We start from the raw sequence: 14466 nt of genomic DNA, 5'->3' as shown, positions 1-14466 counted from the left end.
TTTTATTTCCCTGTCGTTTACATAATTTCTTGTGACGTAGCCTGATATCTATAAAACCTAAAACGGGACTGTTTTGAGCGGTGCTGCGTGGCAGCGCGCTGATATCCACAGGAAGCCTTACACACACAATGAAAGCTACCACTACCATGTTGTTACGCTACGGCGTCTCTCCTTGTCTGGGCCACCAGCAGGAACATTATCTTCTGGGAAGCCGCCGTTTTTACCTGGGTAAAAACGGCGGCTTCTCCGTGCCTGCTGCCCACACCACCGCAGGGAAAACGCGACGACCAGGCGCTGCCGTTTCACGGCGGGATGCCGGCAGCCGTTTTTCCCGCCGGCCTCGTCCTGCCCTGCCGCGTTACTCCCCACCCCTGACAGAAATGCATCCGCACTGGCGCCATCGCGCAGGCCTAAGCCCTTTGCCGCACCGGCACTCGGCGGCGCCAGTCCAGAACCATTTCCCTATGGCAACGCGCGTCGTACCCCGTCATCCACATCGCCAATGCGCAGCCGCAGTGACGATGAACGTTGATTAATCACCGCGCTTCTAGCCGACAGACAACAAAAGATATAAAGAGGATATTGTGAAAATACGGATTACGATGACACTGCTTTCCGCCCTGATCCTTGCCGGTTGTTCGACGCCGCCGCCGCCGCCGGTCATCAGTTCAGATACCCTGGTCACCAGCGAAATCAACGGCGTGAAGCTGCAGCACCGTATGGCGATCGCCGCACCGAAACAGTTCAAACCGATTAATGAAGAGTACCGCAGCCTGTACGCCGCCAGCGTCATGACCCAGCCGGGTTACGGTGGCGCCACCGTTACGCGCCTCGACAACGCCGCTTCCTTCTACGCGCTCGGCGAAGTGGAAAACGACTGGCTGGCCATCTCCGCCGTACGCGGCGGCGACCTGATGGGTTATATCCAGAACAACGCCGGCGTGCCCGAAAACAAATACAAATCAACCTTGCGAAAAGACCGACCGCGCCGTGCACGTGCCGCCGCCAAACCGCAAAACTGCGTTCAGGTCGGCAGCGACGGCAAAGCCTGTAAAGACGCCAAATCGGCCACCTGGATCCTTGAGTAGTCCCCTTTCGCTGGGAGTCATTGATAATGAAATCATCATTCGCCCCGCGTGCGTGGGGTTTTAGCCTGCTGATGCTGGGCGCGCTGCTGCTCAGCGGCTGTATGTCTTCGGCAAAAAGCGTGCCGTCGCGCTACAGCCTGACGTTTGACGCAGTCCCGCAGGTCAATGCCACCGCCGGCCAGCGCCCCGCGCCGATCAAGGTGCGCGTGCTGCTGCTGCGTTCAGACGCGGAATTTATGGATGCCGACTTCTTCAGCCTGCAAAACGACGCCAAAAGCGTACTGGGCAACAGCCTGCTGGACAGCGACCAGTTTTTCCTGACGCCTGGCCAAAATGGTAAAAAACTGAACGGCCAAAGCACTCTGGAAACGCGCTATATCGGCGTAATCGCCGAATACCAGAATCTGGACGGCAAAGCCTGGCGCATTTCACTGCCGCTGCCCGCCCCGACCGAAACCAATTTCTATAAGGTCTGGCAATTCTCGCCGGATGAGCTGCAAGCGCACGTTGTGGCCGATGTTAACGGTCTGCGCATCGTCAAAGACGAAGACTGATTATTTGGGGCGGGCGCGCCCGCCCTCTACATAGGTGTGATGATGAAAGATGCTCATAAAGTGGTCTGGAGTGAAGGGATGTTTCTGCGTCCCCACCATTTCCAGCAGGCGGAAAACTACCTCGAAAGTTACGTGCGTAACTGGGGACAGGCGCATAACGGGTGTTTCTGGGGCTTTTTGACCCTTGAGCTGGATCAGACCCTGCTGCGTCAGGGGAAAATTGCCCTGACCGCCGCCAGCGGCATTATGCCGGACGGCACGCCATTCCGTTTCAACGGCGCACAGCAGGCACCGGCCCCGTTGGCCATTGCCGAGAACAAAACCGGCGAAAATGTTGTACTGGCATTGCCGACGTACCGCGCCGGCCGTGAAGACGTTATCTTCCAGGAGTCGCCGGACGCGCTGGCGCGCTATCTGGCTTACGAAAATGAGGTGGACGATCTCAATGCGGTCTCCGTCGGCAGCGCAGCGCTGCAGTTCGGCAACCTGCGCCTGCGCCTGATGCTGGAAAGCGATCTGAACGCCGAATGGACCGCCATGACCGTCACCCGCGTGCTGGAAAAACGCGGCGACAACAGCCTGCGCCTGGAGCCAGACCTGATTCCGCCGACGCTCAACTGCCAGAGCAGCCCGGCACTGAAAACTTTTATCAACGATCTGCAGGGCCTGCTGCAGCAACGCAGCCAGCAGATGAGCCAGCGTCTGCTGCAGCCGGGCCGCGGCGGCAGCTCCGAAATGGTCGATTTTATGCTGCTGCAGCTGGTGAACCGCTATCTCGGCCAGGTCAGCCATGCCTGGCACCTGGAACATCTGCACCCGGAACGCCTGTTTGCCGAATGGCTGCAGTTCGCCACCGAGCTGTCCAGCTTTTCACCGCAGCGCACGCCGGAAGGCCGCCTGCCGGTGTACGATCACGACAACCCGGCGCTGTGCTTCGGTAAACTGATGCTGCTGTTGCGCCAGGGGCTGTCGGTGGTGCTGGAAGACAATGCTATTCAGCTGACGCTGGTCGAACGCTCGCACGGGCTGAACGTGGCGACGGTGCAGGACACCAAAATGATGCGCGACTTCGGCTTTGTACTGGCGGTACGCGCCGACGTCGCCGCCGACGTGCTGCTGACCCACTTCCCGGCGCAGATGAAAATTGCCCCGGTGACGCGCATCCGCGATCTGGTGCAGCTACAGCTGCCGGGCATCGGCCTGCGCACCATGCCAGCCGCGCCGCGTCAGATTCCGTACCACGCCGGCTATACCTACTTCGAGCTGGAGAAAGGCGGCGATCTGTGGAAACAGATGGAAAAGTCCAGCGCCTTCGCCCTGCATCTGGCAGGGGAATTCCCGGGTCTGGATATGGAATTCTGGGCTATTCGCAGCCATACGGACCGATAAGCTATGACACAGGAAAACATCCAGGCCGCGCAGTGGGATAACCCGTTGGTGGCCGCCGCCAATCCGCTGCTGAATGCGATCTCGCAAATCCGGCAGTCGGCGACGCACGCCAATCCGGCGCAGCTGCGTCAGCAATTGATCGATGAAGTTCGCCGTTTTGAAGTCCGCGGCCAACGCGCAAATCTGCCGTATGAAGTGATTATCGGCGCGCGCTACTGCCTGTGCACCGCGCTGGATGAAGCCGCCGCCCTCACCCCTTGGGGCAGCAACAGCGTCTGGTCGGGCAGCGGCCTGCTGGTCACCTTCCATAACGAGACCTGGGGCGGCGAAAAGTTTTTCCAACTGCTGGCCAAGCTGTCGCAGAGCCCACGCGAGCACATTAACCTGCTGGAGCTGGTCAACTACTGCCTGCTGCTGGGCTTTGAAGGCCGCTACCGGGTGATGGAAAACGGCCGTTCGCAGCTGGAAACCATGAAACAGCGCCTGCTGCAGCTGATTCGCTCGGTGCGCGGTGGCTATGCTCCGCCGCTGTCGCCGAACGCGGTCGATATGCCGGTGCAGCAAAAACTGTGGCGACCGCTGGTGCCGCTGTGGGCCTGCGCGGCGCTGACCGGTTTCCTCGCCTCGCTGCTGTTTATCGTACTGAACTGGCGTCTGGGCGATGCCACCAGCCCGGTGCTGGCCTCCATCTACCAGACCAACCTGCCGCAGGTGACGATCGGCAACCCGGCGCCGGCCGCGCCGCCGGTGCTGAGCCTGAAAAGCTTCCTGCGTAAGGAGATCGCCGAAGGCCTGGTCGTAGTGCGTGATGAAGCGCAGCAAAGCGTGGTGATCCTCAAAGGCGATGGACTGTTCAACTCTGCCGCCACCAGCGTACGCCCGGCGTATATCCCGGTCATCGACCGCATCGCCAAGGCGATGAACGGCGTCAGCGGCAAAATCCTGGTGACCGGCTATAGCGACAGCCAGCCGATCCGCAGCGCCCGTTTCGCCTCGAACTGGGAACTTTCGCTGGCGCGCGCAGAAGCCGTCAGCGAACGGCTGCAAAAACATCTTGATAACCCTCAGCGGGTGAAAGCGGAAGGCCGCGGCGAAAGCAACCCGGTCGCGCCGAACAACAGTAAAGAGAACCGCGCATTGAACCGCCGGGTTGAAATTACGCTGTTGGTTGCGCCAGAGAATACTCAGGCGGAAATCAACGGACTGCAGCAAGGAAACGGAAAGTAATGCTTAGTACGTTATTCTCCATCATCACCAGCCGCCTGTTATGGGGTTTTGCCGGCATCAGCGCCATGGCGTTCATCATCTGGATGATCGGCCCGCTGGTGGCCATCGGCGATTACCGTCCGCTGGAGCCGGAACTGAACCGCATCATTACTATCGCGGTGATCTATCTGATTTGGGTGCTGTGCCGCATTGTACCGCGCATCTACAGCGCCTGGTTCAACCGTAAGCTGCTCAGCAACCTGCGCGCCAGTGAGCAGGCGCCGGCCGACGACGCCGACGCCAAGGCGGAGCCGCAGCAGGATCAACTGCTGGCGCAGCGCTTTGACGAAGCCGCCCAACTGCTGAAAAAAGCGCGTTTTGCCCCCGGCCAGGGGGATAAACACCGCTGGATGACCCGCTTCAGCCGCCAGTATCTGTATCAGTTGCCCTGGTATGTGATTATCGGCGCGCCGGGCGCAGGGAAAACCACCGCGCTGGTGAATTCCGGCCTGCACTTCCCGCTGGCGGATCGCTTCGGCAAATCGGCGCTGCGCGGCGTCGGCGGCACCCGCAACTGCGACTGGTGGTTCACCAACGATGCCGTGCTGCTGGACACCGCCGGCCGTTACACCACTCAGGAAAGCCAGCGGGAAGAAGACGCCGGCGAATGGAAAAGCTTCGTCAACCTGCTGAAGAAATACCGCACCCGCCAGCCGATCAACGGCGTGATGGTGACCATCAGCGTCGCCGACCTGATGACGGAAAGCGCCGAAGCACGCAATGCGCAGGCCAGCGCCCTGCGCAAACGGCTGATTGAACTGCACGAACAGCTGGGCATCCACTTCCCGGTGTATGTGATGGTGACCAAAACCGACCTGCTCAACGGTTTTATGGCCTACTTCAGCGGCTTTGACAAAGCGCAGCGCGACCAGATCTGGGGATTCACCTTCCCGTATGAGCGCTCGCGCCAGCCCGACTTCAACCTCAGCGGCGAATTTGAGCAGCAGTATACGCTGCTGCAACAGCGTCTCGACGCGGCACTGCCGGATACGCTGCTGGTGGAACACGATGCCCGCCAGCGCTCGGAAAGTTACCTGTTCCCGCAGGAATTCGCCGCACTGCGACCGTTGCTGGCGCAGTACCTGGACGTGGTGTTCGCCACCTCCAGCTTTGAAACGCGCTTCACGCCGCGCGGTATTTACTTTACCAGCGGCACCCAGGAAGGCCTGCCGTTCGACCGGGTGATGGGCGAACTGAACCGCTATCTGCAACTGCCGTCAGCCGGCAACGGCCAGCGCAACGGCGCGCAGACCTCCTGGGACAGCGTCAACGACGATGCACCAATCCCGGCGGCCAAAGGGCAAAGCTTCTTCCTGAAAGAGACGCTGGAAACGGTGATCTTCCAGGAGTCCGGGCTGGCCGGCAGCAACCGCTGGTGGGAGTACCGCAACCGTGCGCTGCACTGGGCCGGTTACATCGCTCTGGCGGTGGTGCTGGCGATTCTGGGGATTTTCTGGTTCACCAGCTACGGCAATAACAAGGCCTATCTGGCCGAAGTCTCCGCCAAGGCGCCGTCGGTGGAGCGTCAGGGCCAGGGGCTGACCCAGCTGAACTCCGGCGATATGTTCGCCCTGCTGCCGTTCCTGAACAGCGTGCTGCATCTGCCGGACAGCCAGAACTTTTCGCTGGACGATCCGCCGTTCACCTACCGCATGGGGCTGTATCGCGGCGATCAGGTCAGCGACGCCAGCAACGCGCTGTATCAGAAAACGCTGCAAGAGCTGCTGCTGCCGCAGGTGGCGCAACAGATCGCCACTACCCTGCGCAACGATAACCACAGCGACGCCGATTTCAGCTACGAAGCGCTGAAGGCTTACCAGATGCTGTATCTGCCGAAGCAGTACGACGGCAAATTCCTGCGCGCCTGGGTAATGCTCAACCTGCAGCGCAATCTGCCGCAGGGCAGCACCCAAAAACAGCTGCAGCAGTTGGAATGGCACCTGAGCCAGCTGCTCGACGGCCAGATTCAGGCTTCGCCTTACGCCAAGGATGAGGCGCTGGTTAGTCAGGCGCAGGCCGCCATCAACCGCGCTCCGCTGTCGCAGCGCGTGTATGGTCGTCTGAAGCGTCTGTTGCTGAATCAGACCGAGATTAAACCGGTTCGTCTGGTGGATCTCGCCGGCCCGCAAACCGAGCTGGCGTTCTCGCGCAAAAGCGGCAAGCCAATCACCGACGGCATCCCCGGCCTGTTTACGCCACAGGGATATTGGAAAGCGTTCGACAGCAATATCGACAAAGTGACCGATACGCTGCGCCAAGAAGATGTCTGGGTGCTGAACACCCAGACGCCGGAGCAGAAAAGCGCCGATCTGACGAAAACCGTACGTCAGCTCTATATGCAGGATTTTATCGCCGTCTGGGATGAACTGCTGGGCGATATTCAGCTGGCCCACATTGGCAACCTGACGCAACGCATCAGCAGCGCACGCCTGCTGTCCGGCAACCCGTCGCCGATGCGCAACCTGCTGGTCAACGTCGGTAAAAACGTCACGCTGCGGGAAGAGAAAGAGGGTAAGGAAGCACGCTCGCTGGCGAATAAAGCCGGCGAATCCATCAACCAGAGCGCCAACCGTACGCTGGAAGCCCTGTTCACCAACCGCCCGAGCAACGCCGACGGCGACGTCTCCGCCCAGCCGGAACAGGTGGTGATGGCGCACTTCGCACCGCTGCTGGAACTGGCCCAGGGCCAGGGCGAAGGCAGCAAAGCGATTGTGTTTGACGGCGTTCTGAAACAGGTCGACGAGCTGTACAGCTATCTGACGGCAGTTCAGGGCGCAGCCAACAGCGGCATGTCGGCGCCGCCGAGCGACGTGATCCCACGCCTGCAGGCGGAATCCGGCCGTTTGCCGACGCCGTTTAAACAGATGCTGTTATCGCTGGCGATCGGCGCCAGCAGCGATACCCAACGCAAGGAGATGGAGAACGTAAAAAAGCGCATCAGCTTTGAGGTCGGCAGCTTCTGCCGACAGGCGATAGCTGGCCGCTATCCCCTCTCCTCGCGTTCAAAACGTGACGTCACGCCGGATGACCTGGCGCGCATGTTCGCGCCCAACAGCGGGCTGATGGACAGCTTCTTCCGTGAAAACCTGCAGGGCAAAGTGGACACGACCCGCGCCAACTGGCGTTTCACCCCGGGCGTCGATGGCAAAACGCTGCCGGGCGGCGAAGGTATCTTGCGTTCGTTCCAGCAGGCGCAGCGTATTCGCGACGCCTTCTTTGCCAACGGCACCGCTACGCCGTCGTACCGCGTGACGGTGCGTCCGGTGCGGATGGATAACGATATTCTCAATATGACGCTGGATATTGACGGGCAGCTGTTCAAATACAGCCATGGTCCGCTGGTGCCGCTGGTGGTCAGTTGGCCGGGCACCCGTAATACCAATCAGGTGCACCTGCAGCTGGCGCTGGCGAACGGCACCACCGCCAGCCTGCTGACCAGCGGCCCCTGGGCGCTGAATCGCATGGTCGATATGGCGAGCCTGTCGGCCGGCGGCAGCAGCCTGAGCCGTCAGGCGACGTTTAACCTCGACGGCCACCGCGTCACGCTGGAATTCACCGCCAACAGTATCCGCAATCCGTTCCAGCTGCCGGCATTCTCTTGCCCGTAGCCCCGAAAGGACATTCATCACCATGAGCAACGACCAAAGCCCGACAGCGAGCATCGGCTGGTATGGAAAGATTCCCACCGCCGGTGATTTTTTACAGCGCCGCCTGCCCGACTTAGTGGTCAGCAACTGGGCCCAGTGGTTTCACAACGGTTTAGTCAACCAGAAACAAAACTTGCCCGATAACGCCAGCAACCCGTTCAGCAATGCGCCGGTGTGGAATTTTGTGATTCCCGCAACGCTCGGCAGCCAATATATCCAGATGGGCTGCCTGCTGCCGGCGCGCGACCGCGTGGGGCGCCACTACCCGATCTGCGCCATCCGTCTGTTTACGCCGGAAGAGTGGCATATCCAGCAGTTGAATATGGCGGCGGAATGGTATCGGCAACTGGGCCACACCCTGCTCAACGGCGTGCGCAACAGTTTTTCCGCCGAGCAGATCGACCAGAGCCTGCTGAACATACCGGCGCTGCCGACACCGCCGGAAGAGAGCGAGTCCGAAATCCTGTCGATTATCGGCTTTCGCCATCCGGATCTGCCGGGGCTTGGCTGGCAACAGGCCGCCGACTGTTTCGACCCGGCGCAGTACACCAGCTTTTGGTGGACCAATCAGGCCGATGGTCATCCGCTTTATACCCATGTACACAGCGGTAACCTGACGGTGCAGCTGTTCTCGCTGCTGTTTGAGCCTAACGGCTGGGCGCGTCCCGGCCGCGGCGGGCAATATCCGCAAATGTTTGATTAACAGCGTTTTCATTTATCTAGAGACTGTGTATGGCTATCGAAACCCTGCTGACCCCGATTAACGCGGATTCTCCCTGCGGCGACAATCTGGAATATGACGCTGACTTTTTAGCGATGGAGCAGGCCTGTGCCGGCAAGGCTGAGCAGCAGTTCGGCGACACCATTATTCCGGCTGAAGCGCCAGATTGGGTGCAGGTGGAGCGCCTGGCGACCGCACTGCTGGAACGCACCAAGGATCTGCGGGTAATGCTGCCGCTGACGCGCGCCTGGACACAGCTGCGCGGCCTGCAAGGCTATGCCGACGGCCTGACGCTGATTCATCAGGCGCTGGATCGCTACTGGGAACCGTTGCTGCCGCAGCTGGAATTTGACGGCGAAGCCGACCCGCTGTTCCGCATTAACGTGCTGGCGGATCTCGGCGACAAGTCCGCCCTGGCCGGCTGTGTACGATCCGCCTGGCTGCTGAAAAGCGCCGCCGGCGAGATTATGCTGCGCGATGCCTGCTCGCTGCTGGACGGCAGCAAGCAGGAGTGCCCTACCTTCCCCGGCGGCCGCGCCCGCCTGCAGGATGAGCTGGGCCAGCCGGAACAGCCGGCGGTGGCACTGGTGCGCACTATCCTTCTGCAACTGGCCGCCATTCGCGACATCGTGACGCGCCACTTGGGCGAAAGCGCGCTGCCGGAAATGCACACCCTGCTGAAAATGTTCAACGTGATTGCGCAGGCCGGCGGCACCACGGCGCCGGACGTCGCAACGCCGGAAGCACACGACGAGCAGCACGCCGAGCAAGCCGTCAGCGCTGTACCAGCCGCAGCGGCGGCGCTCAACTGGCGCAGCGCGCAGATTCAGTCGCGAGACGATGCCCAACTAATGCTGGAAAAAGTAAAAAGCTATTTTCAGCTGAATGAACCGAGCCATCCGGCGCCGCTGATGATTGACCGCGTGCAGCGCCTGATCGCTCTGGACTTTATGCAAATCGTCCGCGACCTGGCGCCCGATGGTCTTACCCAACTGGAAACCATTCTTGGGCGCACTGATAACGACGACAACCACTGAAACTGAACCCCGGCTTGTCGTTTTTCGTTTCGACCACTATCGTTGCCTGTAGTAACAGAAACAGGCCAGAATTTGAACGACGCCGTTACCGATGGCAATCGTTCCTAATCGTCATTAGATGGAGTAACTCATGGCAAACTCGAAATCCCGCAGCGGACAGAAGTTCATCGCCCGCAACCGCGCGCCGCGCGTCCAGATTGAATATGATGTCGAAATCTACGGCGCAGAACGCAAAATTCAGCTGCCGTTTGTAATGGGTGTGATGGCGGATTTGGTCGGTAAACCGGTAGACCCGCAGCCGAGCGTCGACGAACGCAAGTTCCTCGATATCGATATCGACAACTTCGACGAACGCATGAAGTCGTTGAAGCCGCGCGTGGCCTATCAGGTAGATAATACCCTGACCGGTGAAGGGAAGCTGAACATCGATCTGTCCTTTGAAAGCATGGACGACTTCTCCCCTGCCGCCATCGCCCGCAAGGTTGATTCGCTGGGCGGCCTGCTGGAAGCACGCACCCAACTTTCCAACCTGCTTTCCTACATGGACGGTAAAAACGGCGCCGAAGAGCTGATCTCCCAGATTCTGCAAAACCCGGAGCTGTTGAAATCTCTGACTAACGCGCCGAAACCGGCAGAGAAAAAAGACGACAATAACGAGCGTGAGGATTAATTGATGAGCAACTCGCCTCAGCAACAACAAGCGTTACAGACTAACGAAACCTTATCCAACGACGAGTTCAGCGCACTGTTGAACAAAGAGTTTCGTCCGAAGACCGATCAGGCGAAAGAAGCCGTCGCCAACGCGGTGAAAACGCTGGCGCAGCAGGCGCTGGAAAACACCGTGACCGTTTCCTCTGACGCCTATCGCACCATTCAGGCGTTGATCGCGGAGATTGATGAAAAGCTGTCGCAGCAAATCAACAAAATCATTCACCATGAAGATTTCCAGAAGCTGGAAGGCGCCTGGCATGGCCTGCATTATCTGGTTAACAACTCGGAAACCGATGAGCTGCTGAAAATTCGCTTTATGAGCATCTCGAAGAAAGAGCTGGGCCGCACGCTGAAGCGCCACAAGGGCGTGGGCTGGGACCAAAGCCCTATCTTCAAGAAAATCTATGAAGAAGAGTATGGCCAGTTCGGCGGCGAACCGTTCGGCTGCCTGGTGGGCGACTACTACTTCGACCATAGCCCGCAGGACGTTGAACTGCTGGGTGAAATGGCCAAGATCAGCGCCGCGTCCCACTGCCCGTTCATCGCCGGCACCGCGCCAAGCGTGATGCAGATGGAATCCTGGCAGGAGCTGTCCAACCCGCGCGACCTGACCAAAATCTTCCAGAATACCGAATATGCCGCCTGGCGCAGCCTGCGCGAGTCGGAAGACGCGCGCTACCTGGGCCTGGTGATGCCGCGCTTCCTGGCGCGCCTGCCTTACGGCATCCGCACCAATCCGGTTGATGAGTTCGACTTCGAAGAAGATACCGACGGCGCAACGCACGGCAACTACACCTGGACCAACGCCGCCTACGCGATGGCGACCAACATCAACCGCTCCTTTAAAGAGTACGGCTGGTGCACCGCGATCCGCGGGGTGGAATCCGGCGGCGCCGTAGAGAACCTGCCGTGCCACACCTTCCCGAGCGACGACGGCGGCGTGGATATGAAGTGCCCGACCGAGATCGCCATCAGCGACCGTCGCGAGGCGGAACTGGCGAAAAACGGCTTTATGCCGCTGGTGCACCGCAAAAACTCCGACTTTGCCGCCTTTATCGGCGCACAGTCACTGCAGAAGCCGGCGGAATATTACGACGCCGACGCCTCAGCCAACGCCCAGCTGTCTGCACGCCTGCCGTACCTGTTCGCCTGCTGCCGTTTCGCGCACTACCTGAAGTGCATCGTGCGCGACAAAATCGGTTCCTTCCGCGAACGCGACGATATGGAACGCTGGCTGAACGACTGGATCATGAACTACGTGGACGGCGATCCGGCCAACTCCTCGCAGGAAACCAAGTCCCGCAAACCGCTGGCTGCGGCGGAAGTTCAGGTGGAAGAGATCGAAGATAACCCGGGCTACTACAGCGCCAAGTTCTTCCTGCGTCCGCATTACCAGCTGGAAGGCCTGACCGTTTCCCTGCGTCTGGTGTCGAAACTGCCTTCGCTGAAGAAGAATGACGCGTCCTGATGCGCCGATGACAGGCTGCGGTAATGCGCAGCCTGATTAAAATAAGGATATTGTCTATGGGCACGAGGCCACGTTTTCTTGCAGCATGGGCTGCTGCAAAAAATATTTATGATCCCAATGATCCGTTGGGAAAAGTAAAAAATACTATCGGCGGTGCTGTAAAACGCAATTTCGATATCCCTGTAAATAAAGGCGGATGGGAAAATAGTTGTGCAGTAAGAATGAGTTACGTTCTTAACTACACGGGCCACCCCGTCCCCAGGATAAGTCAGTTAACCGTCTCTGGCGCAGATAAGAAATGGTATTTTTTTCGAGTCAGGGACTTGATTGCCTACCTTAACACTACATGGGGAAAGCCAGATTTAATAATGAGTTACCCGCAATTGCCTGTAGCTCAACTGGCTAATAGGAAAGGGTTAATTCTATTCGAAATTACGGGCTGGAGTAACGCCGGCGGACACGCAACCTTTTGGAATGGTTCTCAGTGTTCCGATCATTGTTATTTTAATGAGGCTAGTGCTCAGTACTCGACCACACATGCTAACTTCTGGGAATTACCATGAGTAAGTTGATAATAACCAGTCTCACTACGGTCTTAGTAAGTCTTTCCCTGCAATCATTTGCTAAAGATGCCCAGGACCCGGTAGCATTTATCAAGCAAATGCCTTATCAGCAGGCGGTCAAAGAACTGGCATTATCCCGTTGCTTATCTCAGGTTTCTGATTCAGACAAAACTTTTTCTATTGACGCTGCTAGAACGGCTAATGCAATAAGAGACTGGATACCGTTTGATATAGAGTCTGGAGATGATAGAATCAACGCGCTTATTGATAAATTCAAGTCAAGAACCAATGAATTTCATAGCGAGTCTGAAACTAACAGTCAGGGTGTTACCCTGAACTGCCTGCGGTTATATCACAGCCATGAATTAGATGGTTTGTCCCGCACGTTAATCGTCGGCAATCCAACTCACTCATGGGAAACAGATAACCCGCATAAATAATTATTGAGTTATTACTATTTAGAATAGTATCTCGATAAACAATACCGATAGTTTTCGGTATTTCATAAGGTGCATGGCACAAGGAGCGTTAAATGGTAGTGCATTGCCAACTTTCCAATTCCTGCTGCTATTACCTGATTTTTCAACGCAACGTTAATATTATTAACCCTTAAAAAGAGTGAATAAACTATGGCTATTGATATGTTCCTGAAAGTTGAAGGCGCCAGCGGTGAATCTAAAGATTCCAACCACAAAGGCTGGACCGACATTACTTCTTTCTCCTGGGGCGCGTCCCAACCGGGCAACATGAGCGTGGGCGGCGGCGGCGGTGCCGGTAAAGTGTGCTTTAACGACCTGCACGTTAACGCGCTGGTTGATAAATCCACCCCGGCTCTGCTGAAGCACTGCTCCAGCGGTAAGCACCTGACCAAAATCGAACTGTCCGTCTGTAAAGCCGGCGGTACTCAGGTTGAGTATGTAAAAATCACCCTGGACGACGTACTGGTTACCGCTGTGCAGTACACCGGTTCAGGCGGTGAAGACACCGTCGGCGTAACCTACTCCTTCCAGGCGGCTAAAGTTAAACAGCAGTACTGGGAGCAGAGCGATAAAGGTGGTAAAGGCGCAGAAAGCAGCGCAGGTTGGAACATCAAAGAAAACCGCGAAGCTTAATCTCAATATAACCTCCCCCTTGGGGGAGGTTTATTCTTGTCCAACTTAAATTTATCTATTAACTTAAAAATAAATAACAATGAAAGCTATCAGGAAAGGTGATAAAGGATCTCATGTAAAATCCCTACAAGAGATGCTTATCGGACAAGGTGCGAATATTTATGCTGATGGTATTTTTGGCGGAAAAACAGAATTCGCAGTCAAGAAGTTTCAGCTTAAAAAAGGTTTACATATCGATGGAATTGCTGGCCGAAAAACTTTTTCAGCTTTAGGCAAACCATCAGTAGTACGGGCACCACAACCCCCCATTGGAGGGAAGTCCGGGCGTCAAGGGACGCGAGCAATGACCACATCACAAAGTGGACTAAGGTTTATATTCAATATTGAATCGTGGCGAGGCGTAAGTAACCATCTTCACTGGCCAGGTGGCGCAAGTGGAGTAACCCTTGGCCCAGGTTATGATATGAAAACGCGTTCTGTTAACTCTATAAAGAACACAATGATCGCCATAGGATTAGATAGTACAACAGCAGATAAGATCAGTAAGGCCTCTGGTTTAAAACACCAAGACGCCAGGATTTTTTCACAAGAAAACCATAATTTGGTTGCTTTAACTGCTGCGCAAGAAACCTCATTACTTAAATTTATCATCCCCGCGTATGAAAAATTAGTGAAAAGTAAAATTCATGTACCCTTAACCCAACAAGAGTTTGATGCGTTAGTTTGCTTTTCCTATAACCCCGGAGGGAGATTTAATAATGTTGCTTCATTAATCAATCAAAATAGAATATCTGACGCAATGACAGAAATAAAAAGAGCAATAACCTCTGCCGGAAAGGTAATGAAAGGTCTTATCAATAGAAGAAATTACGAAGTTGATCTATATCTAAATGGAAATTATCGATAAGGA

General features: G+C 56.9%; 13 protein-coding genes. All 13 read left to right on the top strand.

Annotation, left to right across the window (positions count from 1 at the left end; all coding sequences use genetic code 11):
- Positions 1-584: 584 nt before the first annotated feature.
- The 13 genes from tagV (at position 585) to HF675_RS09475 (ending at position 14463) form a co-directional block, all read left to right on the top strand.
- Positions 585-1088 carry a type VI secretion system accessory protein TagV gene (gene tagV / locus HF675_RS09535; protein WP_105231610.1) on the top strand — a complete coding sequence of 168 codons (504 nt, stop codon included), beginning with the start codon at positions 585-587 and terminating at the stop codon, positions 1086-1088.
- 26 nt (positions 1089-1114) lie between these two features.
- Complete coding sequence (gene tssJ, locus HF675_RS09530) at positions 1115-1642, top strand: type VI secretion system lipoprotein TssJ (protein WP_187044492.1); 528 nt, start codon at positions 1115-1117, stop codon at positions 1640-1642.
- Positions 1643-1684: 42 nt separating this feature from the next.
- Entirely contained in the window at positions 1685-3031 is a 1347-nt protein-coding gene (gene tssK, locus HF675_RS09525; protein WP_111736869.1) for a type VI secretion system baseplate subunit TssK, read from the top strand.
- Positions 3032-3034: 3 nt separating this feature from the next.
- Entirely contained in the window at positions 3035-4258 is a 1224-nt protein-coding gene (locus tag HF675_RS09520; RefSeq protein WP_187044491.1) for a DotU family type VI secretion system protein, read from the top strand.
- Entirely contained in the window at positions 4258-7905 is a 3648-nt protein-coding gene (tssM, locus tag HF675_RS09515) for a type VI secretion system membrane subunit TssM (protein ID WP_187044490.1), read from the top strand. The genes HF675_RS09520 and tssM overlap by 1 nt, the downstream gene beginning before the upstream one ends.
- Before the next feature lie 22 nt (positions 7906-7927).
- On the top strand, positions 7928-8647 hold the full coding sequence (gene tagF, locus HF675_RS09510; RefSeq protein ID WP_187044489.1) for a type VI secretion system-associated protein TagF: 720 nt from the start codon (positions 7928-7930) through the stop codon (positions 8645-8647).
- A gap of 29 nt (positions 8648-8676) precedes the next feature.
- Positions 8677-9702, top strand: coding sequence for a type VI secretion system protein TssA (gene tssA, locus HF675_RS09505; protein WP_187044488.1), 1026 nt, complete (start codon positions 8677-8679; stop codon positions 9700-9702).
- Positions 9703-9832: 130 nt separating this feature from the next.
- Entirely contained in the window at positions 9833-10372 is a 540-nt protein-coding gene (gene tssB, locus HF675_RS09500) for a type VI secretion system contractile sheath small subunit (protein WP_105231617.1), read from the top strand.
- A 3-nt stretch (positions 10373-10375) separates the two neighbouring features.
- A complete protein-coding gene (gene tssC, locus HF675_RS09495; protein ID WP_105231618.1) occupies positions 10376-11881 on the top strand; it encodes a type VI secretion system contractile sheath large subunit in 1506 nt (501 codons plus the stop codon).
- Positions 11882-11904: 23 nt separating this feature from the next.
- On the top strand, positions 11905-12444 hold the full coding sequence (locus HF675_RS09490) for a type VI secretion system amidase effector protein Tae4 (RefSeq protein ID WP_105231619.1): 540 nt from the start codon (positions 11905-11907) through the stop codon (positions 12442-12444).
- Positions 12441-12884, top strand: a complete 444-nt coding sequence (locus tag HF675_RS09485) for a T6SS amidase immunity protein Tai4 family protein (RefSeq protein ID WP_105231620.1) — start codon at positions 12441-12443, stop codon at positions 12882-12884. Before HF675_RS09490 ends, HF675_RS09485 begins: the two co-directional genes overlap by 4 nt.
- 189 nt (positions 12885-13073) lie before the next feature.
- Entirely contained in the window at positions 13074-13556 is a 483-nt protein-coding gene (locus tag HF675_RS09480) for a type VI secretion system tube protein Hcp (RefSeq protein ID WP_015672867.1), read from the top strand.
- A 79-nt stretch (positions 13557-13635) separates the two neighbouring features.
- Complete coding sequence (locus tag HF675_RS09475; protein WP_187044487.1) at positions 13636-14463, top strand: peptidoglycan-binding protein; 828 nt, start codon at positions 13636-13638, stop codon at positions 14461-14463.
- The last annotated feature ends 3 nt before the right edge of the window (positions 14464-14466 follow it).

The organism is Serratia sp. JUb9 (genome assembly GCF_014298095.1).
Taxonomy (GTDB): domain Bacteria; phylum Pseudomonadota; class Gammaproteobacteria; order Enterobacterales; family Enterobacteriaceae; genus Serratia_B; species Serratia_B rhizosphaerae.
Note: the sequence above shows the minus strand (reverse complement) of the source record. Positions and strands in the feature narration are given on the sequence as shown.